The 25,983-nt window shown below is 35.9% G+C and carries 30 protein-coding genes, 1 riboswitch and 1 other annotated feature; of the genes, 13 read left to right on the forward strand and 17 right to left on the reverse strand.

Translation table 11 applies throughout. The annotated features are described in order from the left end of the window. Window positions 1–74 precede the first annotated feature (74 nt). Complete coding sequence (spoIIM, locus tag M1D73_RS21085) at window positions 75–692, reverse strand: stage II sporulation protein M (RefSeq protein WP_013142149.1); 618 nt, start codon at window positions 690–692, stop codon at window positions 75–77. A 155-nt stretch (window positions 693–847) separates the two neighbouring features. Here spoIIM and M1D73_RS21090 point away from each other — a divergent pair, with 155 nt between their 5' ends. Further along, the gene (locus tag M1D73_RS21090; protein WP_000803479.1) at window positions 848–1,399 is read left to right on the forward strand and encodes a GNAT family N-acetyltransferase; all 552 of its coding nucleotides are present in this window, start codon (window positions 848–850) and stop codon (window positions 1,397–1,399) included. 24 nt (window positions 1,400–1,423) lie between these two features. On the opposite strand, the gene M1D73_RS21095 is transcribed toward M1D73_RS21090, so the two are convergent. Then, window positions 1,424–1,963 carry an NUDIX hydrolase gene (locus M1D73_RS21095; protein WP_000067042.1) on the reverse strand — a complete coding sequence of 180 codons (540 nt, stop codon included), beginning with the start codon at window positions 1,961–1,963 and terminating at the stop codon, window positions 1,424–1,426. Window positions 1,964–2,037: 74 nt separating this feature from the next. Here M1D73_RS21095 and mciZ point away from each other — a divergent pair, with 74 nt between their 5' ends. After that, window positions 2,038–2,172: a Z-ring formation inhibitor MciZ gene (gene mciZ, locus M1D73_RS21100; protein ID WP_000870302.1), complete on the forward strand. Its 135-nt coding sequence runs from the start codon at window positions 2,038–2,040 to the stop codon at window positions 2,170–2,172. A gap of 92 nt (window positions 2,173–2,264) precedes the next feature. Next, on the forward strand, window positions 2,265–3,179 hold the full coding sequence (locus tag M1D73_RS21105; protein ID WP_000747210.1) for an aldo/keto reductase: 915 nt from the start codon (window positions 2,265–2,267) through the stop codon (window positions 3,177–3,179). Window positions 3,180–3,237: 58 nt separating this feature from the next. Here the strand turns inward: M1D73_RS21105 and M1D73_RS21110 are convergent, their stop codons facing one another. The 3 genes from M1D73_RS21110 to M1D73_RS21120 all read right to left on the reverse strand — a co-directional run bounded on the left by M1D73_RS21110 (window position 3,238) and on the right by M1D73_RS21120 (window position 5,048). Further along, on the reverse strand, window positions 3,238–4,065 hold the full coding sequence (locus tag M1D73_RS21110; RefSeq protein WP_086401305.1) for an aldo/keto reductase: 828 nt from the start codon (window positions 4,063–4,065) through the stop codon (window positions 3,238–3,240). Between the two features lie 127 nt (window positions 4,066–4,192). Beyond that, a complete protein-coding gene (locus M1D73_RS21115) occupies window positions 4,193–4,717 on the reverse strand; it encodes a GrpB family protein (protein WP_001227191.1) in 525 nt (174 codons plus the stop codon). A gap of 67 nt (window positions 4,718–4,784) precedes the next feature. Then, window positions 4,785–5,048: a YqkE family protein gene (locus M1D73_RS21120; RefSeq protein ID WP_000727561.1), complete on the reverse strand. Its 264-nt coding sequence runs from the start codon at window positions 5,046–5,048 to the stop codon at window positions 4,785–4,787. A 200-nt stretch (window positions 5,049–5,248) separates the two neighbouring features. On the opposite strand from M1D73_RS21120, the gene M1D73_RS21125 reads away from it, so the two are divergent. Beyond that, on the forward strand, window positions 5,249–6,838 hold the full coding sequence (locus tag M1D73_RS21125) for a bifunctional metallophosphatase/5'-nucleotidase (RefSeq protein ID WP_000265551.1): 1,590 nt from the start codon (window positions 5,249–5,251) through the stop codon (window positions 6,836–6,838). A 124-nt stretch (window positions 6,839–6,962) separates the two neighbouring features. Here the strand turns inward: M1D73_RS21125 and M1D73_RS21130 are convergent, their stop codons facing one another. Then, window positions 6,963–7,439 carry a ribbon-helix-helix domain-containing protein gene (locus M1D73_RS21130; protein WP_000151931.1) on the reverse strand — a complete coding sequence of 159 codons (477 nt, stop codon included), beginning with the start codon at window positions 7,437–7,439 and terminating at the stop codon, window positions 6,963–6,965. Between the two features lie 121 nt (window positions 7,440–7,560). On the opposite strand from M1D73_RS21130, the gene M1D73_RS21135 reads away from it, so the two are divergent. Both M1D73_RS21135 and M1D73_RS21140 read left to right on the forward strand, forming a co-directional pair. Beyond that, window positions 7,561–8,559 (forward strand): alpha/beta fold hydrolase, encoded by a 999-nt coding sequence (locus M1D73_RS21135; RefSeq protein ID WP_000898969.1) that lies wholly within the window; start codon window positions 7,561–7,563, stop codon window positions 8,557–8,559. A 131-nt stretch (window positions 8,560–8,690) separates the two neighbouring features. Continuing rightward, the gene (locus M1D73_RS21140; protein ID WP_000994817.1) at window positions 8,691–10,010 is read left to right on the forward strand and encodes a Na+/H+ antiporter family protein; all 1,320 of its coding nucleotides are present in this window, start codon (window positions 8,691–8,693) and stop codon (window positions 10,008–10,010) included. Between the two features lie 24 nt (window positions 10,011–10,034). Here the strand turns inward: M1D73_RS21140 and M1D73_RS21145 are convergent, their stop codons facing one another. Then, window positions 10,035–10,898: a LacI family DNA-binding transcriptional regulator gene (locus M1D73_RS21145; protein WP_000201363.1), complete on the reverse strand. Its 864-nt coding sequence runs from the start codon at window positions 10,896–10,898 to the stop codon at window positions 10,035–10,037. Between the two features lie 99 nt (window positions 10,899–10,997). After that, window positions 10,998–11,480, reverse strand: a complete 483-nt coding sequence (locus tag M1D73_RS21150) for a GNAT family N-acetyltransferase (protein WP_000902435.1) — start codon at window positions 11,478–11,480, stop codon at window positions 10,998–11,000. A gap of 81 nt (window positions 11,481–11,561) precedes the next feature. On the opposite strand from M1D73_RS21150, the gene M1D73_RS21155 reads away from it, so the two are divergent. Then, window positions 11,562–12,488, forward strand: coding sequence for an alpha/beta hydrolase (locus tag M1D73_RS21155; RefSeq protein WP_000819234.1), 927 nt, complete (start codon window positions 11,562–11,564; stop codon window positions 12,486–12,488). 9 nt (window positions 12,489–12,497) lie between these two features. Here the strand turns inward: M1D73_RS21155 and M1D73_RS21160 are convergent, their stop codons facing one another. After that, window positions 12,498–12,743 (reverse strand): DUF2552 family protein, encoded by a 246-nt coding sequence (locus M1D73_RS21160; protein WP_000360793.1) that lies wholly within the window; start codon window positions 12,741–12,743, stop codon window positions 12,498–12,500. A 139-nt stretch (window positions 12,744–12,882) separates the two neighbouring features. Between M1D73_RS21160 and M1D73_RS21165 the strand changes: the two genes are divergently transcribed. The 5 genes from M1D73_RS21165 to ribH all read left to right on the forward strand — a co-directional run bounded on the left by M1D73_RS21165 (window position 12,883) and on the right by ribH (window position 17,153). Beyond that, window positions 12,883–13,089, forward strand: a complete 207-nt coding sequence (locus tag M1D73_RS21165) for a CDGSH iron-sulfur domain-containing protein (protein WP_001151582.1) — start codon at window positions 12,883–12,885, stop codon at window positions 13,087–13,089. A 190-nt stretch (window positions 13,090–13,279) separates the two neighbouring features. Beyond that, a riboswitch (FMN riboswitch) is annotated at window positions 13,280–13,423 on the forward strand. Window positions 13,424–13,728: 305 nt separating this feature from the next. Beyond that, entirely contained in the window at window positions 13,729–14,841 is a 1,113-nt protein-coding gene (ribD, locus tag M1D73_RS21170; protein WP_000131986.1) for a bifunctional diaminohydroxyphosphoribosylaminopyrimidine deaminase/5-amino-6-(5-phosphoribosylamino)uracil reductase RibD, read from the forward strand. Continuing rightward, window positions 14,823–15,467, forward strand: a complete 645-nt coding sequence (gene ribE / locus M1D73_RS21175; protein ID WP_000493908.1) for a riboflavin synthase subunit alpha — start codon at window positions 14,823–14,825, stop codon at window positions 15,465–15,467. Before ribD ends, ribE begins: the two co-directional genes overlap by 19 nt. Window positions 15,468–15,479: 12 nt before the next feature. Next, the gene (gene ribBA / locus M1D73_RS21180; RefSeq protein ID WP_000468976.1) at window positions 15,480–16,673 is read left to right on the forward strand and encodes a bifunctional 3,4-dihydroxy-2-butanone 4-phosphate synthase/GTP cyclohydrolase II; all 1,194 of its coding nucleotides are present in this window, start codon (window positions 15,480–15,482) and stop codon (window positions 16,671–16,673) included. 18 nt (window positions 16,674–16,691) lie between these two features. Then, entirely contained in the window at window positions 16,692–17,153 is a 462-nt protein-coding gene (gene ribH / locus M1D73_RS21185; RefSeq protein ID WP_000230895.1) for a 6,7-dimethyl-8-ribityllumazine synthase, read from the forward strand. 22 nt (window positions 17,154–17,175) lie between these two features. Here ribH and M1D73_RS21190 read toward each other — a convergent pair whose 3' ends face one another. The 8 genes from M1D73_RS21190 to M1D73_RS21225 form a co-directional block, all read right to left on the reverse strand. Further along, entirely contained in the window at window positions 17,176–17,496 is a 321-nt protein-coding gene (locus M1D73_RS21190; protein ID WP_000280032.1) for a hypothetical protein, read from the reverse strand. A gap of 182 nt (window positions 17,497–17,678) precedes the next feature. Then, window positions 17,679–18,677, reverse strand: a complete 999-nt coding sequence (gene bioB, locus M1D73_RS21195; protein ID WP_000815856.1) for a biotin synthase — start codon at window positions 18,675–18,677, stop codon at window positions 17,679–17,681. Between the two features lies 1 nt (window position 18,678). Further along, the gene (gene bioC, locus M1D73_RS21200) at window positions 18,679–19,488 is read right to left on the reverse strand and encodes a malonyl-ACP O-methyltransferase BioC (RefSeq protein ID WP_000608911.1); all 810 of its coding nucleotides are present in this window, start codon (window positions 19,486–19,488) and stop codon (window positions 18,679–18,681) included. Then, window positions 19,454–20,194 (reverse strand): alpha/beta fold hydrolase, encoded by a 741-nt coding sequence (locus M1D73_RS21205; protein ID WP_001004172.1) that lies wholly within the window; start codon window positions 20,192–20,194, stop codon window positions 19,454–19,456. The genes bioC and M1D73_RS21205 overlap by 35 nt, the downstream gene beginning before the upstream one ends. Next, window positions 20,191–21,378, reverse strand: a complete 1,188-nt coding sequence (gene bioF, locus M1D73_RS21210) for an 8-amino-7-oxononanoate synthase (protein ID WP_121868065.1) — start codon at window positions 21,376–21,378, stop codon at window positions 20,191–20,193. The genes M1D73_RS21205 and bioF overlap by 4 nt, the downstream gene beginning before the upstream one ends. Then, complete coding sequence (gene bioD, locus M1D73_RS21215; RefSeq protein WP_086403903.1) at window positions 21,344–22,072, reverse strand: dethiobiotin synthase; 729 nt, start codon at window positions 22,070–22,072, stop codon at window positions 21,344–21,346. The genes bioF and bioD overlap by 35 nt, the downstream gene beginning before the upstream one ends. Continuing rightward, window positions 22,072–23,505 carry an adenosylmethionine--8-amino-7-oxononanoate transaminase gene (gene bioA / locus M1D73_RS21220; RefSeq protein WP_048655595.1) on the reverse strand — a complete coding sequence of 478 codons (1,434 nt, stop codon included), beginning with the start codon at window positions 23,503–23,505 and terminating at the stop codon, window positions 22,072–22,074. The genes bioD and bioA overlap by 1 nt, the downstream gene beginning before the upstream one ends. Window positions 23,506–23,582: 77 nt before the next feature. After that, window positions 23,583–23,939, reverse strand: a complete 357-nt coding sequence (locus M1D73_RS21225) for a hypothetical protein (protein ID WP_000726902.1) — start codon at window positions 23,937–23,939, stop codon at window positions 23,583–23,585. A 143-nt stretch (window positions 23,940–24,082) separates the two neighbouring features. Further along, window positions 24,083–24,303: a binding site (T-box leader), on the forward strand. A gap of 278 nt (window positions 24,304–24,581) precedes the next feature. On the opposite strand from M1D73_RS21225, the gene nhaC reads away from it, so the two are divergent. Beyond that, on the forward strand, window positions 24,582–25,955 hold the full coding sequence (gene nhaC, locus M1D73_RS21230; protein ID WP_071741163.1) for a Na+/H+ antiporter NhaC: 1,374 nt from the start codon (window positions 24,582–24,584) through the stop codon (window positions 25,953–25,955). Window positions 25,956–25,983 lie beyond the last annotated feature (28 nt).

Below are 25,983 nucleotides of genomic sequence, written 5' to 3' on the forward strand. Positions count from 1 at the left end.
ATTATATCAGAAGAAGGGCTTCTGTCAAAAGAAAAAACAATAAAAACAAATTGATAATTATTCTCAAAAAGTATTTATTTTTTATTAATAGCCTCAACGACTTCTTTCATTAAAACTGGTGATGCGTAAGCCTCCACACTAGAAGCAAGTGCTAACACCACTCCAATTACGAGAAAGAAGCATGTATAACGGATTAATAATGGTAATAGTGGCTCGGTTATTTTTCTAATAAATTGATGCCTAATCATCCGTAAAGAAAAACTTGCAGCAATGGTTGTCATAACGAGAAAGACTGGAATGATAATTAAATTTTGTGGCAAAACAGATACAAATGCTAATAATAGTCCATTCCATCCATGCTGACTTACTAAAAAACCAACTGTAAATCCAACGACAACTCCTTTTACAAATAATAAAATAAAAATAAGTGGTAATCCAATAATTGAAATTCCTAAAATCCAAATAAATCCGATGTATTTTAATTGCGAAAAGTAACTTTCTCGAAACATTTCGCCCGCAATGGCAAATTCTCCTTTAGAGACTTGTCCAAAAAAACGTTGTAAATAAAATGATAAATCTTGTTTTTGATTGATTTGTAAACTATTCACGAGAATGGCTCCGAATATTACTCCCATCAATAATAAAACAGCGTTAAATATATATAATGAAGAGTTTTCCTGTATGTGAGACATTACACGGTCTTGCCAATTTTTTCGCCACATTTTTCTTCCCTCCGTTCACACTCTTATTAAAAATGTATGAAAGAAAGAAAAAAGTATGACGAATTAACATTGAAATTCCGCTCTACTTTGCTAAACTAAAAAGTAGAGAATAGGAGGGATTTCTCTTGAAACCATTATTATTAGATTTTCCAACATTATTTCAAACTGAACGCTTGCAAGTTCGTAAACCATTTCCAGGTGATGGTGCAGAAGTATATGAAGCAATCCAAGCTTCTCTAGAAGACTTAGTACCGTGGATACCAATTAACGCTGAAACAGAAGAGAGTGCTGAAGAAATTGTTCGCGAAGCTCACGGACAGTTTTTACTTCGTGAAACACTTGATTTTCACTTATACGATAAAGTATCTGGTACATTCATCGGAGCAATTACACTAAAGCCTGAAAACTGGGATATTCCAAAGTTTTCACTTCACTTCTGGCTACATAGTGCCTATACAAAACAAGGCTATATGACCGAAGCTGTTAAAGGTGCAATTCAGTTCGCCTTTGATAAACTAGGCGCTAGAAGAATTGAAATTCGTACTGATGCAACAAATATAAATGCATGTAGCTTAGCAGAACGTCTAGAATTCATTCTAGAAGGGACAATGGAAAATGACTTCCTAGCACCAGATGGTAGCTTACGTGATGCACGTGTATATGCAAAAATCAATTAAAAAACACTCGCCTTTGGCGAGTGTTTATTTTTGTAGTTGTAAATATTGTACTGCAAACATCGTCTTCGCATCATGAATACGAAGATCTTTCATAAGAGTAATCGCTTCTTCTAACGATACTTCCATTAATTCCACAAACTCATCTTCATCTAACTCAGCTTTATTTTCTTTTCTTGTCAAACCTGTCGCTTTATATACATATAAAATTTCATCTGCGAATCCTGGAGATGTATAGAAAGAAGTAATGAGCTCCATATTTTCACATACATATCCTGTTTCCTCTTCTAATTCACGAACTGCTGTTACCTCAGGTTTTTCACCAGGTTCTAACTTGCCAGCCGGAATTTCTATAATCGCCTTTTCAAGTGCTTTACGATACTGCTCAACAAGCACAATTTTCCCCTCATCAGTAATAGCAATAATAGCAACTGCACCAGGGTGATTTACAATTTCACGTTTACTCATTGCTCCATTTGGTAATACTACATCATCAACACGAACTTTTATAACTCTACCATCAAAAATTGGCTCAGTTTTTACTGTTCTCTCTGCAAGATTACTCATACTACTTCATCTCCCTGTTCTATTTCCTATTCTTTCCTCATACATTTTACCACATTGAAAGGAGCGTGATAGAAATGAAAGTTTATATTTTACCAAATCGCGTCACTTTAGTCGGAAAAGCATGGCAAATTCGCCATAAGCTAAAGCAATATAGCAAAGAGTATACAACTGTACAAGAGTGGATTACAGCAAATAAAGTGAAACATTAATCATGCTTTTACGGGCAGTTAATGCGAAGCGAAAAGTAAACGTTTGTCAACCTCTTTTCCCTCTCGTACAATAAAGGTAAGGAGGTTGCCCTATGAAAAAACGTCAATTAGGAAACTCAGATTTGTTTGTTACAGAAATGGGCCTTGGCTGTATGTCTCTCGGTACATCTGAAACAGAAGCTATGCATATTATCGATGAAGCGATCGATTTAGGAATTAATTTTTTTGATACAGCAGATTTATATGATTACGGATTAAATGAAGAATTTGTTGGAAAAGCCTTGAAGGGAAGAAGAGACCAAATTGTACTTACAACGAAGGTTGGAAATCGTTGGACAGAAGAAAAAAATGGCTGGTCTTGGGATCCTTCTAAAGCTTACATAAAGACTGAAGTAAAGGAAAGTTTACGTAGACTTCAAACTGATTATATTGACCTTTACCAACTTCATGGCGGAACAATTGAAGATCCAATAGATGAAACAATTGAAGCTTTTGAAGAATTGAAAAAGGAAGGTATTATTCGCCATTACGGTATTTCTTCTATACGCCCAAATGTCGTTCGTGAATATGCAAAACGCTCAAACATCGTTAGTGTACTAATGGAATATAACCTTTTAAATCGTCGTCCAGAAGAATGGTTCCCCCTTCTAAATGAACACCAAATTAGCGTCATTGCCCGCGGGCCACTTGCAAAAGGAATTTTAACTGACAATAATGCAAGAAAGATAGAAAGAGTAAAGGAAAAGGATTATCTCTCTTATTCTTACGATGAATTACATGCAACTCTAGCAAGTGTAAAAGAAATGATTGGAGAACGCTCTTTAACAGGAACAGCTATTCAATATTGCTTACATAATAAGACTGTTGCAGCTGTTATACCTGGTGCAAGCTCTCTTCAACAATTACAGGAAAATATACGAGCTAGTCAACAGTTACCTTTAACGAAAGAAGAATATATACAACTTCAAAAGATTGTTAAATATGACACATATGCTTTGCATCGTTAAAAATATCGAATTACCGATAAAACAGAAGACTGTCTCCAGTATTAGGAGACAGTCTTTTTTATAACGTATCATATTTATCAGGATTCGTTCCTACATGTAAATCACGATTCAACGTGTTAATTTGACGTATCTCTTCTTCAGTTAGTGTAAAATCAGAAATAGTAAAGTTTTCTTTAATACGAGATGGTGTAACAGATTTAGGAATTGTAACAATCCCGCTTTGAATATCCCACCTTAATATAACTTGTGCAGGTGTTTTTTCATATTTGTTAGCAATAGCCTGAATGATTGGATGCTGGAATACTTCTCCGCCCCTCATTAACGGACTCCATGCTTCCATTTGAATTTGCTCATCTTGACAATAATTTCGCAACTCAAATTGCGTCAACATCGGATGAAGTTCCACTTGGTTTACCATCGGCTTCACTTTGCAATTTGGTAATAATAGTTCTAAATGATGTTTATGAAAATTAGAAACACCAATCGCACGCACTTTACCTTCTTCATACAATTTCTCTAAAGCTCGGTACGTATCAACATACTTCCCTCTTACCGGCCAATGTATTAAATATAAATCTACATAGTCCATTTGTAATTTTTTCAAACTCTTTTCAAACGCCTCGAGTGTCTCCTCATATCCTTGATCGTCGTTCCATACTTTTGTTGTAATAAATATATCTTCTCTTGGAATTCCTGATTCACGTATCGCCTCTCCGACACCGCTTTCATTTTCATATACAGTTGCTGTATCAATCGAACGGTATCCAACTTCTAACGCTGTTTTTACTGCTTGCTTTACTTCGTCTCCTTCTTTCGCTTTATATACGCCTAGACCAATCATCGGCATTTTCACGCCATTATGAAGTGTAGTTGTTGGAATATGCACAGTCGTCTCCCTTTCATTGTTACATTTTTTATAAGCCACAATTTTATTTCAACAAGATTCATCCCAAAAGTCAAAACATACGTACAGTTTACATAACACTTTTATATAGCTAAAAAATAGCGTGAACTCATTCATTCACGTTATTTTTTCTCCATTCTTTCGCTTTTTCATCCACATTGCGCACAAACTCATTTTTTCCTTCCGTATATAACTCGCCATCATATGTATACTTTTCGGCTAATTCTTTCTTTAAGGTTGCATATGCCTCTGCTTCTTCACAATGAGCCATCATATAATCACGAAATGCTAAATGCCTTACTATCTCTGGATTTCCTTTTTCAAACACGTGTAAATGATACGAGCGTTTTTCTTCAGTTCCATGAATAAAATATCGGCGTCTTGAAATACCATTTTCCCCTTTTACGATGTAACCAAGCTCTATAAACCGTTCATTCCACCCATCTACTCTTTCGATATTTTCTACTTCCATGATCATATCAATAATAGGTTTAGCTGCCAGTCCGGGAACTGACGTACTTCCAATATGATAAATTTTTACCGTTTCTGGCATCGCTGATTTTAATCTTTTAGCCTCCATTTGAAATTTTTCACTCCAATGGTTTTCATGTGGAACAACGACAATTTTTCTCATTCTAACTCCCCTTTTCTTACAAGCTCGTCAAAAAATGATCAGTGGTATTTCACTGATCATTTTTTTATTATTTAAAGTCTTTCCAAGTAAGGTTACTTTCACTTAGCAGTTCTTCAAATGATTTATTCTTTTCACGTTCTTTTTGTTCTTGGCGCTTTCTTTCCAGTTCAGCTGCCTCTTTTTCCTCTTCCCTCACTTGCAACTCTTTCTTCTTACTCTTTAATTGTTGCATGAGTGAATCATTTAATTGATCGCCTAATGTAAGTGTTTCTTTCTTTGGTTGATTCACTTGTGATTGTCTTTGCATTTGTCTTTGTTTCTTTTTCTTCATGCTACTCACCTTTTACTTTTTTCTCCATTATAGTAGATACACAATGAAATCGACAATAAAAAAGGGTCTTTACTCTATTATTCACTTTTTGTAAATATGTTAATTTTTCGAAAAGACTAAATTTTTATGTAGCTATAATCCTATGAATCTATTAAAATTATGTCGTATGATGTCAGATTATAAAAAAGGAGAATTATATTATGTGGAAAAAAATTATTCCTGCCGTTGCTGTTTTAAGCACCATTACTTTTTCAAGCGTATTTGCCGCTCCCCCATCTCAGAATCCAGCTGAACAAAACCGCTACATAGACGTACAAATGCTTGGTATTAATGATCTCCATGGACAACTAGATACTGTTAAAAAAATCAATAATAAAGAAGCTGGTGGCGCTGATTACTTAGCTACTTATTTAAAAGAACATAAAAAACAAAACCCTAATACACTTCTCGTACATGCTGGTGATATCGTCGGAGCTAGTCCACCAGTTTCAGCATTATTACAAGATGAACCGACGATTGAATTTTTAAATGACTTAAAATTTGATGTCGGTACAATCGGGAACCATGAATTTGATGAAGGCATTGATGAAATGAAACGCCTCATTTACGGTGGATATCATGAAAAAACAGGAAATTTCAAAGGGGCTAACTTCCCCTATGTAGCTGCTAATTTCTATAACAAATCAACTGGCCGCTTATTTTTACCACCATTTACTGTAAAAATGGTAGATGGTGTTCCTGTAGGATTCATTGGGGTTGTTACAACTGATACACCAAATGTCGTTATGCCTACGATGCTTAACAATGTACAAATTACTGATGAAGTAGAAGCAATTAATAAATCAACACAACAATTAAAACGCCTCGGCGTTAAATCTATCGTCGTTCTTGCTCATGTCGGTGGAACAACCGATGAGTCTGGGGTAACAAATGGCGATCTTACTCGAATTGCAAATGAAACAGACCCAGAAGTTGATGTTATTTTCGGTGGACATAGTCATACGTATGTAAATGGTACAGTAAACAATAAACTAATTGTCCAAGCAAATTCATACGGAATGGCTTTCTCAGACGTCGATGTAACAATTGATCGTAAAACAAAGGATATTGTAAAGAAAAAAGCTGAAGTTGTTACAACGTATCATGAAGGTGTAGAACCTGATAAACAAGTAAAGAAAAAACTAGATCAATATAAAGAAAAAATCGCACCACTTGTAAATGAAGTGGTCGGAAAATCTACAGCACCTATCGACCGTAAACAAAATGATGCTGGTGAGTCCACTCTTGGAAATTTAGTTGCCGATGCTCAGCGTCAAACGATGCAAACTCAAATCTCCCTCATGAATCCTGGTGGCATTCGTAATGACTTAGATGCTGGTGATATTACGTGGGGTGAGTTATACGGCATTCAACCTTTTGGAAATCAATTGATTAAAGTAGATTTAACAGGTCAAGACATTCGCGATATTTTAAATCAGCAATGGCAAAAAGGAACAACAAGAATGCTTCAAATTTCAGGTATTCAATATACGTGGGATGCAAATAAACCAAACGGTGAAAAAGTTACAAATATACGTTTAACAAACGGAGAAGAATTATCTCCATCTACAACGTATAGCGTAGTTGCAAATGCCTTCTTAGCTTCTGGCGGTGATGGATTCGTATCATTTAAAAATGGTAAAAATGCAGAAACTGGGCCAAACGACTTTGAAGCGTTAGTCAATTACGTAAAACAATTAAAAGAACCAATTCAGCCAGTTATTGATGGAAGAATTCAAAAAGTAAATTAAGTGTTTCTCTAATAATAAATTTCATTTTTCACGTATAAAGGATTTGTACTGATTCTCTATTTTATACGTAATATACATCATAAAAAGGATACTCGTTCTTCTAATGAACATAGTATCCTTTTCTTTAGTTATCAAAATGTGATGTTTTGTCAACTTCATATTGCTGTAAAAATTGTTGCAACGCCTCTTCTACAAGTTTAGATTTTTGAATTCCTTTCGATTCTGATATAAGGTCCAATCTTGCTAATATTTCTGTATTAATAGAAAAGGTTCGTCTCTTTTTCTCTGTACTTTTACTCACAATTGGTGCAATTACTTCTTCTCTTTTTCTTAATAACTCATAAATGCTTTGTAATTGCTCATAAATTAATAATTGATAATCTGTTTTCTCATATTGAAGGGCGGTCGCTTCTTGGAGTTGTAAGTGACGTGGTTCTTCTCCATCTCCTACAAAAATACGTTTCTTCTGCTCTCCATCATATTCGTATCCAATCAATCTTAATTTCTTCGATAATGTATACGGGCTTATTTCAAGACGTTTTGCTATAATAGCGATGGATTCACGTCTATTTAAACCATCTATAATTTCTCCAATCGTCACAATTTCCCTCCTCCCGTGTTGAAATGACACTAGTATGGTATGTTACAATGATTTTCTAACAGTATATGCAAAATGAATAGCCTGTGCGATTCATACGATTTCACAAAAGGAGGTTTTCAATATGCTTTTTCGTAGCTACACCCCTCAGTTCTATAACGAAAACAAACAACTCATTCCTAATAGTATCGCTACGATAGAAAGCGTTATGATTAATAATCGAAAACAAACTCTCCTTATGCGTGGACAAAACGTAGAGCAACCTATTTTATTATGCTGTCACGGCGGACCTGGGATGGCACAAATCGGATTTATTCGCCATTTTCAAAAAGAATTAGAGAAGCAATTTATTGTTATTAATTGGGATCAGCGCGGAGCTGGTAAATCCTTTTCAATGAAAGATTTCGGAGCAAATTTCACAATCGAACAATTCGTTTCCGATGCAAAAGAAGTGATTCAATATGTACTTAAAAAGTTCAACAAACAAAAACTATTTCTCGCTGGTCATTCTTGGGGAAGTATTATTGGGCTTAACATAGCACATCAATATCCAAAGTATATCGAGGCTTACATCGGTATTGGGCAAATTGTACATATGAAACAAAATGAAGAATTGCTATATCAACATTTAATTCATTCTGCAAAAAAACATGATCATAAAAAAGCATTAGCTTCCCTTTTAAAATTAGGCAAACCACCATTTTTAGATACGAGACGTCTCATTATTCAAAGAAAGTGGCTTGGCACATTTGGAGGCGCAATCCAAAACGGATCTTCCTTTTCTTTCATACGAAAAGGTTTCTTTTCTCCCGAATATACGCTATTAGATTGGTTCAAGTTTCTCGCAGGAAATTTAAAATCTGGAATTTTATGGGAAGAAATGCTGACAATCGATTTCTTTTCTTCTATCTCAAGTTTATCTATTCCAGTTTATTTTTGTTCTGGTCGCTATGATTATCAAACTCCTTATGCACTCGTTCAGGAATATTGCGATATTATTGAAGCGCCTATAAAAAAGATGATTTGGTTCCCAAATTCAGCACATTCTCCTGATTTAGAAGAACCAGAATTATTCGCTAATTCTTTACAATCAATTAAACAAGAGCTAGCTTTTCAGCATTAGTAACAAAAGGCTCTTTTACATTTCATAGAAAACATTTTATAATAATATGTCGCAAGTATGTATAAACATAGCAAAATGTTTCATATTTACTTGTCTTAACAGAATAAAAATTTAGGGAGATTACATTTATTATGAACGCTGTACTCGTCGCAGTAGCAATTATGCTATTGCTTAGTTTGTTACGTGTCCAGGTCATTGTCGCCATCATTGTTGGAGCTTTAACAGGCGGACTTATCGGCGGACTCGGTATTTCAGAAACGATTAACACTTTTACAACTGGTCTTGGAAACAGTGCTCCAATCGCTTTAAGTTATGCAATGCTTGGTGGTTTCGCTATTTCCCTTTCCAAAACAGGACTTCCAGATGCTATGATTCAAACTGCATTAAAATGGATTGGCAATGAACAAGACACGAAAAAACAAGTTTATTCTAAAATACTTATTTTATTCATTATTTTAACGATGGCTTGTTTCTCACAAAATGTGATTCCTGTTCACATTGCTTTCATCCCCATCTTAATTCCAGCACTTTTAAAAGTATTAAATGAGCTGAGAGTGGATCGCAGACTTGTCACATGTATTATTACATTTGGATTGATTACTCCTTATATGTGGATCCCTGCAGGGTTCGGAAAAATTTATCATGACGTATTGCAAACCAACGCTGCGCAAAGCGGCCTTACATTTGATGTCACACTTATTCCAAAAGCAATGACTATTCCAGCAATCGGTATGATTATTGGATTATGTGTAGCGGTATTCATTACGTACCGAAAACCTCGTACGTATGAAACAGAACAAATTCATACTACCGAAAATGAAATCGTTCCCTATACAAAACGTAGCATTACTTTCGGGTTATTATCTATCATTGCTACATTAACTGTTCAATTAACAACAGAATCAATGATTTTCGGTGCTTTAGCAGGTATTATCGTCTTATCAGTTAGTGGCAGTCTACCACTTAAAGAAGCAGATGCGATATTAACAAGCGGAATGCGTATGATGTCCTTTATTGGCTTTGTTATGATTGCTGCCGCTGGATTCGGCGCTGTTCTTCGAAAAACAGGACATGTTGAATCTCTAGTGCAAACGAGTGCACATATAATCGGAAATAACAAACCACTCGCTGCATTTCTTATGCTCGTTATTGGACTTCTCGTTACGATGGGAATTGGTTCATCCTTTTCAACCATCCCTATCTTAACAACCATTTTTGTACCTCTTTGCATTCAGCTTGGATTTAGTCCAATGGCCACAATTGCAATTATCGGTACAGCCGGAGCACTAGGTGACGCAGGATCTCCAGCATCGGATAGTACCCTTGGACCAACATCCGGTTTAAATGCTGATGGTCAGCACCATCATATATGGGATACATGTGTACCCACTTTTCTACATTACAATATACCGTTACTTATATTTGGCTTTATTGCCGCAATTACATTATAAAAAGGTGCGTATAAAACGCACCTTTTACTTTTTTATTTTTCCTTTTAATTGTTGAAAAGCTACTTTTCCGTTATCTTTGACATAGCTTTCAATTGTCGGTAGTGATGAACCTATCCATTCACACTCTATACTCCCATTCGGTCCAACAATTTTTAATTTATCTGGTATATGTATATTTAGAAATCTCGCTGACCGAATTAACTCAATAGCAATCTGATCACTTGAGGCTACAATTCCATCTATATACGGATTGTTTTGCAATAATGTAATAAATTGTTTATTTGTATACCCTTGTACACATTCTTCTCGATAAGAGATTCCTTCATCCCAAACAGCGTCTAAAAACCCTGCTATATGATCTTCCATTTCTTCACTTTCTTCTCCCTCACCGAAATATGCAAGAAAGTGACACCCTTTCTCTTTTAATAAAGAAACAGCTCTCTGTCCACTTTCATAATAATTTCCATGTGATTGTTGCTCATCGATCACAACAAATGGAAATGGAATTTCTCCTACACTTTTAAAAACTGCTCTCGTCAAAATAACACCTGCAATGTTATTTTGCTTCAGCATATGTATGTATCTATCTTTATTCTCTATATTACAAATAATGATTTGATAGCCTTCTTTATATGCTATTTCCTCAATACAATGTAGCAAAGTGATGTTTGATTGGTTACATAAATTATCTACAAGTAATGCAATTATCGTTGAACTCTCTTTAAATAGTGGCTTCGCTGCACTGTTTGGCCTATAACGTAATTCTTCAATTGCTTCCTTTACTTGTTTTACTGTGTCCTCATGAACGTATCCTTTTTCATTAATAACTCGTGAAACGGTTGCGACTGAAACACCTGCCAATTTTGCAACATCACGTATAGTTGCCACATCGTCACCCCTTAATATGGTAATAGATTACAATTTTACGGTAACCTAAATTACACTATCCGTCAAGATTAATAACTCACATTTCTGAAAATTGTTACATCATTTCACTAAACGATACTCCAACTGAATTTCATGTAAAATTGGGATATTATCATATCCCATACGTGGAATTTCTTTCTTTATTTTTCGTGCCTCCTCTACCGCATTCACATATAAATTAGTCATTACAAAATTACGTTTTTGGTAAAATCGTAACGCATTCATATTATCATTTGTTGTAATAAGCCAAACCTGTCTGCACCGTTCTTCTTCTGCAACTTGTAATACACAATCCACAAGTTTCGTCCCTATTCCTTTTCTTTCTTCAAAGCTATCTAGCGATACAATTTCGCATATATTTCCGGTCACTTCATACGTTATAATTCCGATTATTCTGTCATCTGAGAGCGCAACAAATCCTGGCAACTCTTCTAACTGATGTCCCTTACCACGTGAAACCATCAATGAACTTCCCCAGTTCTCACACATGAACATTCGGATTGTTTCTTTCATCGCTGGCGTAATTTTTTGTATATGCAGCATTTCCTATTTCTCCCCTTTTATATCATTGTGATACAATATAAGTGTATCACATGTAACGGTATTTGGAGGATGAGGTAAAGTATGAAACGTTTTTTTGCAGCATTGTTTACTATACTAGGTGCAATAACTGCCCTTGGGATTTTCTTTACAAATAAAGTGATGTACTTAAAGAAAAAAACAGAGGAAGAAGTACTCGAAAGAGAAACGAAAAAACATTTTCGTATAGAGGATTTTGATGCTCTTCATAAAGAAGAAATTCATATTCCTTCACAATTCGGATACGACCTTCACGGATATTACATTCCTGCCGGTCATTCCACCAATAAGTTTATGGTTTTTTGCCACGGTGTAACTGTAAATAAAATAAACTCTGTAAAATATGCAAACTTATTCTTAAAAAGGGGATATAACGTCCTCATTTACGATCATCGTCGTCATGGTAAAACTGGCGGAAAAACAACAAGCTATGGATACTATGAAAAACATGATTTAAAATCCGTAGTTGACTGGCTAAAAAACCGTTTTGGCACCAATATTACACTTGGTATTCATGGTGAATCTATGGGAGCTGCAACACTTCTTCAATACGCAGGACTTGTAGAAGATGGTGCTGATTTCTATATTGCAGATTGTCCTTTCTCTGATTTTCACGGACAATTACAGCACCGTTTAAAGGTTGAATTCCATTTACCAAAATGGCCTTTATTACCTTTAGCAAACGCATTTTTGAAAGTTCGTGACGGTTATACAATTCGTGAAGTTTCACCAATCGACTGTATAAAAAACATTAACAATCCCGTTCTCTTTATTCATAGTAAAGATGACGACTATATTTTAGCTGATATGACAAAAGCGTTATATGAAGCGAAAGAAAATAATAAGCAGCTTTATATTGCAGAACACGGTGCACACGCTTGCTCTTATAACGAAAATAAAGAAGAGTACGAAGCAGCCGTCGATCAATTTTTAAACACATATGTGAAAGAAACAAAAAACAGGCTTGCATAAGCCTGTTTTTTATTGCGCTAAAACGTCTGTAACTTGTTCCATATTTTCAGAAATCCATTGCATTGCATCATCTAACGTTGGGAATTCTGTCGTTTGAAATGTTACTTCATCTTGAAGTAACCAAACATCCTTTGCCTCTTGCCCTACACCTGCAATGGACCAATGTAACAAACTATATGGATGATTATCATTCAAAAATGATGCCCACGTGCGCTCATTTGCAATGTTTCGTAATGTATGTAATTGTTTATCCATCTCTCGTCACCTTACTCTAGTCAGTTATGAAAACTATTATAACACTCTCTTCTTTCTCAAACAAAGTGCTCTTTTTATATTGTCAAGCACTTCCCTTGATTATATGATGAAATTAAGCGTTTGGGAAGGAGGGATAACGTTGGCAAAAGTACAAATTAAAGTAAATGATAATGGCTCTTTTCGCGTTACAGGGGACGTGGAATTAGTCGACTCACAAGGGAATGTATTCCCAGCAAAACCGGCATTTTCTTTATGCCGGTGTGGTTTATCAAAAAATATGCCTTATTGCGACGCTTCGCATAAAGGTAAATTCGAGTCTGTTGTTAGAGCACCAGAGGCAGAATAATTTTACATGTGACATGCACATTTTTTTGTGCATGTTTTTTCTTTTTAGCAACTCCGTTATATCCCTTCTCCTTACAACATTTCTAATACTTTTATTTCCATTCCAGCCTGCATATATTTTCACACAATTCTTCACATTCGAATATTTTTTACTAGCCTTTTATTTTTTTTGTGCTATAATTTGAGCAAACAGCATCCTTCGGGGTCGGGTGAAATTCCCAACCGGCGGTGATGAAGTGAAAACTTCTAAGTCCGTGACCCGTTTTCAACTCGAAAACGGTGGATCTAGTGAAACTCTAGGGCCGACAGTATAGTCTGGATGGGAGAAGGATATGTTTCTAGTTTTTTATATAGTGAATACACTTTTATTTCAGTATGCATATTTTTAAAGATTCATTTTGATTCTTTATATATGTTTAATTTTCTATACTTATTTTTTATACTGAAATAAAAAGAGACAACTAGCGTTTAAAAATTCGATATTTTGCTAGGTTTTTTCCTTATGCAGAAATATCAATTATCGTTAGGTTTCTTTCCTATGCTTTCGTATTCAAACTATATTTCTAGAAATCACGTCTCCCAAACCCCAAGGATATTAAATCCTTGGGGTTTTTTGATTTTTTTAGGAGAGGTGAAGAAAATGACAGATCAAGAATATATGAGGATTGCCCTGCAGTTAGCAGAAGGGACATCAGGACAAACAAGTCCAAATCCTATGGTTGGTGCTGTTGTTGTAAAAGATGGAAACATCGTTGGTATGGGGGCTCATTTACGAGCTGGTGAAGAACACGCAGAAGTTCATGCCCTTCAAATGGCTGGTCAGAACGCCAAAGACGCTACCGTTTATGTAACACTGGAACCGTGTAGCCACTTTGGAAAAACACCACCTTGTTGTGAATTGCTCATCGAAAAAGGAGTTAAGCGTGTTGTAATTGCTACTCTCGATTGTAATCCGCTCGTTTCTGGTAACGGAAAAAGAAGATTAGAGGAAGCTAGAATTGAAGTAACGACCGGTGTTCTTGAAGCAGAAGCAGTTTTATTAAATCGCTACTTTTTTCACTACATGAAAACGAAGCGCCCTTTTGTAACAATCAAAACAGCGATGAGCTTAGATGGAAAAACAGCAACTGTAACTGGTGAAAGTAAGTGGATTACAGGTGAAGAAGCACGTGCTGATGTTCACCAATATCGCCATACACATGATGCAATTCTTGTTGGAGTGAATACAGTTATAGCTGATAATCCTCATTTAACAACAAGAATTCCAAATGGTGGGAAACATCCTATTCGCGTTGTTTTAGATACCCATTTACGAACGCCACCATCTTCTCATGTTATAACAGATGGTTTAGCACCGACATGGATTATTGTCGGTAAGGATGTAAAGGAAGAGAAGATATCTTCTTATGAATCTAAAAATATAGCTATATTCCAAATGGAAACGAAACATATAGAAATCGAGGACCTTCTTTCCTTTCTTGGAGAGAAACAAATTCTTTCTCTATTCGTTGAAGGTGGCCAATCGATTCATGCAAGTTTCTTAAAAACAAACAATTTTAATGAAATTGTAACCTATATAAGTCCGAAATTAATTGGTGGGAAAGATGCTCCTACTTTATTTGGAGGAAATGGTTTTTCAAAATTACAAAATGCGCTTTCCTTGAAAATTCAAGAGATGAAACAAATTGGTGATGATATAAAAATCGTTGCGAATGCCCGAAACGAGGTGACGAAATGTTTACAGGAATTGTAGAAGAATTAGGAACGATAGCAAACATGCAACAAAGCGGAGAAGCGATGAAATTAACGATTCATGCAAAGAAAATTTTATCAGATGTTCACTTAGGTGATAGTATCGCGGTTAACGGTATTTGCTTAACTGTAACAAGCTTTACAACTACTTCATTTACAGTTGATGCAATGCCTGAAACGATGCAGTCGACATCACTTCGCATGCTTAAACCGCACTCTAAAGTAAATTTAGAGCGAGCAATGGCTGCAAACGGACGATTCGGTGGACATTTCGTTTCAGGACATATTGATGGAATCGGAACGATTTTAAATAAAAAACAACATTACAATGCTGTCTATTACAAAATAGCAATTTCTGATGAACTACTGCGCTATTGTTTGCAGAAAGGGTCCATTGCTGTTGATGGAACGAGTTTAACGATATTTGATATAGACGAATCTTCCATAACGATTTCACTCATCCCGCACACAGTAAGCGAATCTGTCATTGGAGCAAAAAATGCCGGAGATATCGTAAACATTGAGTGTGACATGATTGGTAAATATATTGAACGCTTTATTACTAAACCTACAAAACGAGTAGGTTCAATGACCGAAAGCTTTTTACAAGAAAACGGATTTCTATAAGGGGGAAGCACAATGTTTCATCGTATTGAAGAAGCTCTAGAAGATTTAAAAAAAGGTAAAGTCGTTATCGTATGTGATGATGAAAACCGAGAAAATGAAGGCGATTTTATTGCTTTAGCAGAGTACATTACACCAGAAACAATTAATTTTATGATTACACATGGCCGTGGTCTCGTTTGTGTACCGATTACGGAAGGGTACGCAGAACGTCTACAATTAGAACCAATGGTATCTCATAATACAGATTCACATCATACTGCGTTTACAGTGAGCATTGACCATGTCTCTACAACAACAGGGATTAGCGCTCACGAACGTGCAACTACGATACAAGAATTGTTAAACCCCGCATCAAAAGGTGCTGATTTCAATCGACCTGGACATATCTTTCCATTAATTGCGAAAGAAGGCGGTGTCCTGCGTCGTGCAGGTCATACAGAAGCTGCTGTTGATTTAGCAAAGCTATGCGGTGCCGAACCAGCTGGAGTTATTTGCGAGATTATAAATGAGGACGGCACGATGGCACGTGTACCTGATTTAATAGAATGCGCAAAACAATTTGATATAAAAATGATTACAATAGAAGATTTAATTGCTTACCGCCGCCATCATGAAACACTTGTGACGAGAGAAGTGGAAATTACATTACCTACAGATTTCGGTACTTTCCACGCAATTGGCTATTCTAACTCATTAGATACGAAAGAACATATCGCACTTGTAAAAGGTGATATTTCAACAGGTGAACCGGTACTTGTACGTGTTCATTCTGAATGCTTAACAGGAGATGTATTCGGTTCACATCGCTGCGATTGCGGACCACAACTCCATGCAGCACTTGCTCAAATTGAGCGTGAAGGAAAAGGTGTTCTTCTTTATATGAGGCAAGAAGGAAGAGGCATTGGGCTTCTTAATAAGCTTCGTGCTTATAAATTACAAGAAGAAGGATTCGATACTGTAGAAGCAAATGAAAAACTCGGCTTCCCTGCTGATCTTCGTGATTACGGTATCGGTGCTCAAATATTAAAAGATTTAGGTTTACAGAGTTTACGATTATTAACGAATAACCCAAGAAAAATTGCTGGCTTACAAGGTTACGATTTAGAAGTAGTCGAGCGTGTACCGTTGCAAATGCCAGCAAAAGAAGAGAATAAATCGTATTTACAAACGAAAGTAAACAAATTAGGACACTTACTAAACTTATAATTAAAGGAGAGATTTATTATGGTATTCGAAGGTCATTTAGTTGGTACAGGATTAAAAGTTGGAGTTGTTGTTGGACGTTTTAACGAATTTATTACAAGTAAGTTACTTGGCGGCGCTTTAGACGGATTAAAGCGTCACGGTGTAGAGGAAAATGATATTGATGTTGCTTGGGTTCCTGGTGCATTTGAAATTCCTTTAATCGCTAAAAAGATGGCTAGTAGCGGAAAGTATGATGCTGTTATTACATTAGGTACTGTAATCCGAGGTGCTACAACTCACTACGATTACGTTTGTAATGAAGTAGCAAAAGGTGTTGCGTCTTTATCACTACAAATGGACATCCCAGTTATTTTCGGCGTATTAACGACAGAAACAATTGAACAAGCGATTGAACGCGCAGGTACGAAAGCTGGTAATAAAGGATATGAATCAGCTGTTGCTGCAATTGAAATGGCTCACTTATCAAAACAATGGGCATAAAAAAAGAGGCTGCGGCCTCTTTTTATTTTTTCACCTTTTTTTGTACATCTTTTATTAATTCATTCATCGTTTTTCCTTCTGTTTTTATATGAAGAGCTTGTGCCGTTCTCCATACATTCTCTCTTTTTTTCGCTTCTTCTATAATAGTAATTTCTTTTCTAACTTCCTTTAAATCTTTTCCTTCCGTTTTCAATCCAAAATGTTCAGCTTTCGTTCGAAAGTGTTGTTCGATTCTTTGTTGCATTTCTTTTTGTTCAGGATTTTCAGCAGCCTTAACTGGATCAGAACTTATTGCTTTTATTAAAATTAAACAAGTCATAATCGCTAATATGTATTTGTACATGTAAAATCCTCCAACCCAATATAAATTACATATTTACTATGTACAACTAGGGCTTGGAAAATTCGTCCACAAAAATTCTTTTTTTCGCTTAAAAACCAATAATATCAAGCGTTCACAACTATTTATTACATTTTATTTACAAAAAAAGCAAACCCTTTTACAAGTTTGCTTTTTCATCTATCTTATAATGCACATTCTTCAATCTCAAATCCTAAATCTGCAATCATACCCCAGTCCGCAGTCGGCTCTTGTCCAGCTGTCGTTAAGTAGTCCCCGACAAAAATAGAATTTGCTGCAAATAAACCGATTGGCTGTACAGAACGTAAATTGATTTCACGTCCTCCTGAAATACGAATTTCTTTTGTTGGGTTTACAAAACGCATCATTGCCAGTACTTTTAAACATTCTACTGGAGTTAACTCTTTTTGTCCTTCAAGAGGTGTCCCCTTTACAGCAACAAGGAAATTACAAGGGATAGAATCTGCATCTATACGTTGTAATTCAAATGCAATTTCAGCACGCTCTTCAATTGTTTCTCCCATGCCAAAAATCGCTCCCGAGCATGGGGAAATGCCCGCTTGTTTTGCTTTTTGAACTGTATCAACACGATCATCATACGTATGAGTTGAACAAATACTATCGTAATTATTTGCATGTGTATTTAAGTTGTGGTTATAACGATGCACGCCTGCTTCCGCTAAACGTCCTGCTTGATCTTCATTTAAGAAACCTAAACAACAACAAATCTTCAAGTCTGTCGTTTCACGAATTTCCTTAACTGCTCCAATTACGTGATTTACCTCTTTATCCGTCGGACGACGACCAGACGCTACAATACAATATGTACCTGCTTTACGGCGTATTGCTTCATGTGCCCCTTCTACAATCTTCTCCTGCGTTAACCATGCATATTTATCAATCGGTGCTTCTGAAATAATAGACTGTGAGCAATATCCACAATCTTCAGGACATAATCCAGATTTCGTATTAATAATCATATTCAATTTTACTTTCTTACCAAAGTGATGATGGCGAATAATGTAAGCCGCATTCATAATTTCTAAAACTTCTGTATCATCAGCTTCTAATATCGCTATTGCATCTTCTTTCGTAATCATCTTCTCTTCCACTACGTCGTATGCAAGTTTTTTCCAATCCCTTTTTGTTTGTACTTGTTTCATTTCATCTCTTCCCCTCTTTTGTTATATGTATAAATAAAGCATGATACGTTGCCATTATCCCTTCATTTCCCGTGAAGTCTCTTTCGTATATGCGTAGCATCGCACGAAAGAGTGAGGGACTTTGACAATATGATCCTTCATTGCTATTAGTTGCTCCTACTTTTCGAATAGAATGCAGAAACTCCTTAACTTCTGTAAAACTCTCTATGTAACATGTTTCAGAAACATGCACATCCCCTGTTTCTATCTTACATATATGAAGCAACTGATCTTTTGAATAAAAACGTTGACCAATCGATGTTTCATTTTTTATATTTCTTTCTTCTTTCGCACGTTGGAACGAAGCATGCAATTCTTGAAACGTTTCATGTCCAAACGTTGAAAAGAGTAATATCCCATCTATAGACAAATGTTGAAATAAATTTCTTAACACTTGTTGTAAATTATTTAACCATTGAAATGTAGCATTTGAAATAATGACATCATATGATTCTTCTAATCGTAATCGCTCAATATCTTCACAGTGAAACGTTACATTTTTTACATTTTGTCTAGTTTGCGCAATCGCAATCATACTTTCAGCAAAATCAACTGCTGTAATATGTGCTTTCGGAAATAACTTTGATAATTGCTCTGTTACATACCCCGTCCCGCATCCCAGTTCTAAAATACGTATTGATGCCGTTTCACTATATCGTTCCTTTAAGATTGAAAGTAATGAATGTGCCATCTTTTTTTGTACATTTGCATATCGATCGTAAGATACGGCTGCCCCATTAAACCGTTTTTGTAGTAACGTTTTGTTGATCATGTCGTATCCCCTCTACAAATTGAATTATCTCATTTGCGCAATATTCAAAATTCGTCACACATAATGCATGCCCTGCTTCACTTACTACTTTCAGCTCGCTGCTGCTATTTTCCGTCATACTACGTGCCGCAGACAATGGGCATATTACATCCTGTTCTCCGTGAATAAGTAGTATAGGTACTTTAATTTCTTTTAGTTCTTCTCTCATATCTGTTTCTATTAAATAATCCAAACCTAGTTGTAAAGACTGAATAGAATCACCTTTAAAACGGTCTACAATGTCTTCAAAGTTTTTATTCTCTTTTAGCTCATCTTTCGTAAACATATTTTCATAAAACCGCTTGAGCGTATCTTCTTTCCTTCTCGCCAAATTCCTTTTCAGCCGTTCTACATGCAAAGCATTCCATCCGTTACTGTAATCGCTCGTATTTGTAAATTTAGCAGTACCACCAATTAATACAATGCCTTTTGCCTGAATCTTTTTATAAGCTTCAACTGCTGCTAACGCTCCTAGTGACCATCCAACCAATATTACGTTGTCATTATGCGCTACATCTATAATTCGTTCCGCAAATTCACTTCGTTCTTTCACATTACGCCAATCTATGCATTGAACAGAATATCCTTTAAAATACGGAAGTACTAAATCCCAAATATTCTCTTCCATTCCCCATCCGGGGATAAAAATAATCTTTAGCTCATTCATACGACAAGCTCCTCTTCTTTCGCAATGTGGATAATTCGGTCAATAGCCCATTTTAAATCAGCTATTGTATGTTGCGATGTAACTGCAAAGCGAATTCGAGAACTATGAACCGGCACAGTTGGCGGACGAATTGCAATAGCCGCAATCCCTGCCTCTTGCAACCTTTTACTAAACCGTAAAGCATGTTCATTTGAACCGACTACAATCGGTACAATATGAGTTGAACTATTCCCAATATCAAAACCAGCATCCCTTAATTTAGTTCTGAAGTATTCTCCGTTTGCTATAAGGTTCTCTCTTCTTTCGTTATCTTCTTTTACAATTTCAATTGCTTTTTGCACCGCTCCTAACGTACTTGGTGGTAAAGCTGTAGTAAAAATAAAGCTTCTCATCATATTTTGTAAATACTCTATATAAATTTCATCACCTGTCAAATACGCACCATAACACCCTAAAGCCTTGCTAAACGTCCCCATATGTATATCAATTTTTTGAGCAAGATTTTTTTCTATATGAGATAACCCAGCTCCGCCGATTCCATATATTCCACTCGCATGTGCTTCATCAACTATAATGATTGCCCCGTATTTCTCTTTCAGCTGTACTAAATCTCTCAAATACGCAGTATCACCATCCATACTAAAAACGGTATCTGTTACGATTAATTTCCTTTTTTCAGGCGAAGCCATTTTCAACAACTTCTCTAAATGATCCAAATCATTATGACGATACCTTTTATGCTCTGCCCCGCTTAATATGATTCCATCAACAATACTTGCGTGATTTAACTTATCACTAAAAACAATATCGTGCCGAGAGGCTAAAGAAGATATGGCACCTATATTTGCCGTATACCCACTATTTACAATTAAAGCTCTTTCAGTACCTTTCCAGTCACATATGCTTCTCTCAACCTCTTCATATAATGGATGATTTCCTACAACGAGACGAGAGGCAGTCGCTCCAGTTCCATATCTTTTTGTACAGGCAATAGCAGCTTCTTTTAACCTTTCATCTCCAGCTAACCCTAAATAATTATTTGACGCTAAATTTAACATCCTTTTTTTATCTCGAATAAGCCAAGTCTCTTCTGCCTTCTCTGTTACATGCAACTCACGATACTGCCCTTGCTCATGTAATTGTTGTAATTTAGATTGAAGGTGCGCCCGCCATGTTTGATTCATTTTGGATAAACTCCTCTAATTTTGAAATCATAATATGTTCTTTTGCAGATTCTAATACTTCTTCTTTCGTAAACTCACCTGCAAAGAATGGCAATAATCCTAAAACTGGTACCCCGCTCAGCTCTTCAATCATCTCTTTATTTTCTTGCACTCTTTCCATTTCACATTCTTTGCAACCTGATAAAATGACACCCGCTACGGTTAAACCATGCGCCTTTGCGTAAGCAATCGTTAACACTGTATGATTTACTGTTCCTAATGTAGGACGAGCTACTACAATAAGAGGCAACTGTAATTCTTTTGCAAAATCAATTACTAAAGCATCTTCTGTATATGGGACAGCAAGCCCACCTGCTCCTTCTACAAATAAGCTATCAAACTCTTTTAATAGTTCATTATAGTAATCAGTAATTTCTTTTAACTTTACTACTCTTCCAGCTCTTTTCATGGCAAGTCTCGGAGCAAGTGGTTCTTCAATAGAATAAGGGCAAATTTCATTTTCTTGTGTCGGTACACCTGATAGTACTTTTAACCTTGCCGCATCTCCCTCAGGGTTTGATGCAACATGCCCACTTTGTAACGGTTTATATACCCCTACGTTATATCCTAATTCTCTAAATACACCTGCTATAGCACCTGCAACTACTGTTTTTCCAACTTCAGTATCAGTTGCTGTTATGAAAAAACCACTCATTATTCTCCCTCCGTAACATCTGAGATTGCCTTATATAAAATGCGTAACATATCATCAATCTCTTCAAAAGTAGAAGCAAGTGGTGGCATAAATACAATCGTGTTACCTAGCGGTCGTAAAATCATACCCAGCTCTCTTGAGCGTTTACATACTTGAACACCGACTCTTTCTGTCCAGTCAAACGCTTCTTTCGTTTCCTTATTCTTCACAAGCTCAATACCAACCATTAATCCGCACTGACGAATATCACCTACATGTTTATACGCAAAGAGCTTTTCTAATTGCGCTGTCACATAATCCGTTTTACGTGCCACTTCTTCTATTAAATTTGTTTTTTCATATAGTTCTAGATTCGCGATTGCTACGGCACACCCTAACGGATTACCTGTGTAGCTATGTCCATGGAAAAATGTTTTTTGTTCTTCATATTCTCCTAAGAAGGCATTATATATTTCATCTGTCGTTACCGTAACTGCAATTGGTAAATATCCACCTGTTAAACCTTTCCCAGCAGTTAAAATGTCTGGCGTCACATTTTCATGTTCACACGCAAACATTTTCCCTGTACGCCCAAATCCAGTCGCTACCTCATCTGTAATAAATAATACATTGTACTTTGTACATAAATCGCGCAGTCCTTTTAAATATCCTTTTGGCATTGTAATCATTCCGCCAGCACCTTGCATTAATGGCTCTACAATGATGGCAGCTACTTCTTCATGCTTTTCTTTCAACAATTCTTCCATTTCTTCTAAATGGATTTTTACAATTTCCTCCTTATTATTTCCGTAAGGAGAACGATATGTATATGGATACGGCATTTTAATCGCATCAAATAAGAGCGAACTATACACTTGGTGAAACAAGTCTATTGCTCCTACTGAAACAGCTCCAATTGTATCACCGTGATATGCTTCTTTTAATGTAACGAATCTTTGTTTCTTTGGTTTCCCTTTATGCTGCCAATATTGGAAAGCCATCTTAATTGCAATTTCAACAGCGGTAGAACCTGAATCAGAATAGAATACCTTCTTCAATCCATCTGGTACAACCTCAATAATTTTTTCTGCTAATAAAATAGATGGAACGTTAGCAAGTCCTAACATAGTAGAATGAGCAATTTTATTTAATTGCTCACGAATTGCTTCATCTAATTCCGGTACTTGATGTCCGTGAACATTTAACCATATAGATGAAACACCATCCCAATATTCATTACCATTTACATCGTATAGTTTTCTTCCCTCTCCACGTTCAATAATGACAGGATCTTCTTCTAAATAATCTTTCATTTGTGTAAATGGGTGCCATACGTAAGCTTTATTTTTCTCTGCTAATTCTTCATATGTATAAGATGATTTTTCAATCGTTCTACTATTTATTGTCACAATTGTCACCCCTAATGTTAACTTGTTTATAAATATAGTTAACATTAAATCCGAATGACTGTCAATTATTTTAAAATCAAATAGTTCTTAAAAAAGAACAACTTATCATACGATAAGTTGTTCTACTTTCCATGCTGTATCTTTCCAATTTCTAAAATAATTTCTTCATCTTTTTTCCCCTCTGTATCAATTCCAAGTTGCTTAGCGTGCTCAATTAATAAATCATGACGCTTCTCAAATCTAGCGGTATTTACTTCTTTCGTAACCTCTTCTTTTGTTTTCCCCTCAGTAGAAACTCCTAGTTTTTCTGCTGCTTTTTCCATTGATTTCTTCTCTTCTATTTCTTTTACTTTCTTCACTTCTGACTGTTGTATTTGCTTTTGTTTCAACTGCTCTGATTCAGCCGCAAAAGCTGTGTAAATTCCAGCACTTCCTCCAATAACTAATAAAGTGGTAAAAAGAATTATTTTTTTCTTCACTCTTTCCTCCCCCTTTCAAATTCATTATAACGTACATTTTTACAGCGTTAAAAACAATTATCCTTTATTTCCCTAAAAAAACATTTAATATTTTTATTGACATGTAAGATGAAAATATGATAAAAATTTAACTAACATCATATGAATCGGCGTTGATAGGATTTAGTAGTATTTCGATTTCTGATTTCAGAGAGCTGGTGGTCGGTGCGAACCAGTACAGAGCGAATTATGAATTACCCCCTGGAGCTTCTTTTACGAAACGTGAGGAGTAGTGAAAGACGGTTATAGACCGTTATGTCTAAAGAGTGGTGAAACGACACTGTTTCACAATTTAGGGTGGTACCGCGAATTTTTCGTCCCTGCATATATTGCAGGGGCGTTTTTTATTTTATAAGCGCATATCATATGACCCTTTATTTTGTGACGCATTCATTTCACAAGCTAGGGTGGTACCGCGATTTCTTCGTCCCTGCATAATTATATGCAGGGACGTTTTTTTATCCAATCATTTCCGTATCATATAGAAGGACTAACAATTACCGGTAATTTGTCACAAAATTCTAAATTTTAGAAGGAAATATACAATATTGGCGAATTTTATATAAAAAAGAGCTATTTTACATTACTTAGGAGGGGAAAACAATGGTTTCAAAAATTGAGTCTGTTCTTTTAACAATTTTTATCTTTTTCTGTATTGGTTTTAGTGTTATTCAATTAGAAGTTTCACCACACATTCCAATTTTATTTGGTATCGTTCTTTTATTAGCATTTGGATTCCTGAAGAGAATCTCTTGGTCTACTATGGAGAAAGGGATGATTAGTAGTATTTCAGCTGGTATTCCATCTATATTTATTTTCTTACTTGTAGGCGTATTAATTAGCGTTTGGATCGCAGCTGGAACTATTCCCACTTTAATGGTATACGGCTTCCAACTTGTATCTCCAAAAATTTTCGTTCCAACTGTTTTTGTTGTTTGTGCAATTGTTGGAACGAGTATCGGTAGTGCTTTTACAACTGCTGCAACTGTAGGACTTGCCTTTATGGGAATGGGTACTGCCCTTGGATACGATCCAGCTCTTATTGCTGGTGCAATTATTTCTGGTGCATTCTTCGGAGATAAAATGTCTCCTTTATCTGATACAACAAACTTAGCGCCTGCTGTAACAGGTGTAGATTTATTTGAACATATTCGTAACATGCTTTGGACAACAGTGCCAGCTTTCATTATTGCTTTTATCGCATTTTTCATTTTAGGAAACGGATCTGGTGGAAACGTTGATTTCTCAGCATTTATTAACACACTAGAAAAAAATGCAACGATTTCTATCGTTACACTGATTCCTATTTTATTACTGTTCCTATTCGCATTTAAAAAGGTACCCGCAGTTCCAACATTACTTGCAGGAATTGTGGTAGGGATTATTATTCTCTTTATTTTTAAACCTAGCACTTCTTTAGCTGATTTAATAAAAATTATGCAAGACGGTTACGTTTCTAAAACTGGTATCAAAGACATTGACAGCTTATTATCTCGCGGTGGCCTGCAAAGTATGATGATGTCAATTGCTCTTATTTTCCTAGCTCTTTGTATGGGAGGATTATTACAAGGAATGGGTATTATAGCGCAGCTGATGAATATTATCTCTAGCTTCGTAAAAACTAGTACACGCTTAATTATTTCTACTGCTTCAACTGCAATTGGTGTAAACTTCTTACTTGGTGAGCAGTACTTATCCATCGTTTTAACAGGACAAGCATTTGCTAATAAATACGATGAAGTCGGTTTAGAACGTCGTAATTTATCACGAGTATTAGAAGATGCTGGTACAGTAATTAATCCACTCGTACCATGGGGTGTAAGTGGCGTATTCTTAACAAACGTTCTTAGCGTTCCAACATTCGATTACCTGCCATACGCAATCTTCTGTTTAGCATGTCCAGTCGTAACCATTATTGTCGGTTTTACTGGATTCGGTCTTTCATGGAAAAAAGAAAAAGCAGTACCAGTTTCATAATATAACAAAAAGGATTACCAAATCGGTA

Source organism: Bacillus sp. PK3-067, from assembly GCF_056738645.1.

Excerpts from the sequence above, each read along its gene's own strand:
- M1D73_RS21140 (WP_000994817.1), top strand. The coding sequence starts at position 8,691 with ATGAACGCTGTACTCGTCGCAGTAGCAATTATGCTATTGCTTAGTTTG.
- ribE (WP_000493908.1), top strand. The coding sequence starts at position 14,823 with ATGTTTACAGGAATTGTAGAAGAATTAGGAACGATAGCAAACATGCAA.
- M1D73_RS21190 (WP_000280032.1), bottom strand. The coding sequence starts at position 17,496 with ATGTACAAATACATATTAGCGATTATGACTTGTTTAATTTTAATAAAA.
- M1D73_RS21205 (WP_001004172.1), bottom strand. The coding sequence starts at position 20,194 with ATGAATGAGCTAAAGATTATTTTTATCCCCGGATGGGGAATGGAAGAG.
- bioC (WP_000608911.1), bottom strand. The coding sequence starts at position 19,488 with ATGATCAACAAAACGTTACTACAAAAACGGTTTAATGGGGCAGCCGTA.
- M1D73_RS21160 (WP_000360793.1), bottom strand. The coding sequence starts at position 12,743 with ATGGATAAACAATTACATACATTACGAAACATTGCAAATGAGCGCACG.
- bioA (WP_048655595.1), bottom strand. The coding sequence starts at position 23,505 with ATGTTAACTATATTTATAAACAAGTTAACATTAGGGGTGACAATTGTG.
- M1D73_RS21150 (WP_000902435.1), bottom strand. The coding sequence starts at position 11,480 with ATGCTGCATATACAAAAAATTACGCCAGCGATGAAAGAAACAATCCGA.
- ribH (WP_000230895.1), top strand. The coding sequence starts at position 16,692 with ATGGTATTCGAAGGTCATTTAGTTGGTACAGGATTAAAAGTTGGAGTT.
- nhaC (WP_071741163.1), top strand. The coding sequence starts at position 24,582 with ATGGTTTCAAAAATTGAGTCTGTTCTTTTAACAATTTTTATCTTTTTC.
- M1D73_RS21155 (WP_000819234.1), top strand. The coding sequence starts at position 11,562 with ATGAAACGTTTTTTTGCAGCATTGTTTACTATACTAGGTGCAATAACT.
- M1D73_RS21125 (WP_000265551.1), top strand. The coding sequence starts at position 5,249 with ATGTGGAAAAAAATTATTCCTGCCGTTGCTGTTTTAAGCACCATTACT.
- spoIIM (WP_013142149.1), bottom strand. The coding sequence starts at position 692 with ATGTCTCACATACAGGAAAACTCTTCATTATATATATTTAACGCTGTT.
- M1D73_RS21120 (WP_000727561.1), bottom strand. The coding sequence starts at position 5,048 with ATGAAGAAAAAGAAACAAAGACAAATGCAAAGACAATCACAAGTGAAT.
- mciZ (WP_000870302.1), top strand. The coding sequence starts at position 2,038 with ATGAAAGTTTATATTTTACCAAATCGCGTCACTTTAGTCGGAAAAGCA.
- bioD (WP_086403903.1), bottom strand. The coding sequence starts at position 22,072 with ATGAGTGGTTTTTTCATAACAGCAACTGATACTGAAGTTGGAAAAACA.
- ribD (WP_000131986.1), top strand. The coding sequence starts at position 13,729 with ATGACAGATCAAGAATATATGAGGATTGCCCTGCAGTTAGCAGAAGGG.
- M1D73_RS21135 (WP_000898969.1), top strand. The coding sequence starts at position 7,561 with ATGCTTTTTCGTAGCTACACCCCTCAGTTCTATAACGAAAACAAACAA.
- bioB (WP_000815856.1), bottom strand. The coding sequence starts at position 18,677 with ATGAAACAAGTACAAACAAAAAGGGATTGGAAAAAACTTGCATACGAC.
- ribBA (WP_000468976.1), top strand. The coding sequence starts at position 15,480 with ATGTTTCATCGTATTGAAGAAGCTCTAGAAGATTTAAAAAAAGGTAAA.
- M1D73_RS21095 (WP_000067042.1), bottom strand. The coding sequence starts at position 1,963 with ATGAGTAATCTTGCAGAGAGAACAGTAAAAACTGAGCCAATTTTTGAT.
- bioF (WP_121868065.1), bottom strand. The coding sequence starts at position 21,378 with ATGAATCAAACATGGCGGGCGCACCTTCAATCTAAATTACAACAATTA.
- M1D73_RS21115 (WP_001227191.1), bottom strand. The coding sequence starts at position 4,717 with ATGAGAAAAATTGTCGTTGTTCCACATGAAAACCATTGGAGTGAAAAA.
- M1D73_RS21105 (WP_000747210.1), top strand. The coding sequence starts at position 2,265 with ATGAAAAAACGTCAATTAGGAAACTCAGATTTGTTTGTTACAGAAATG.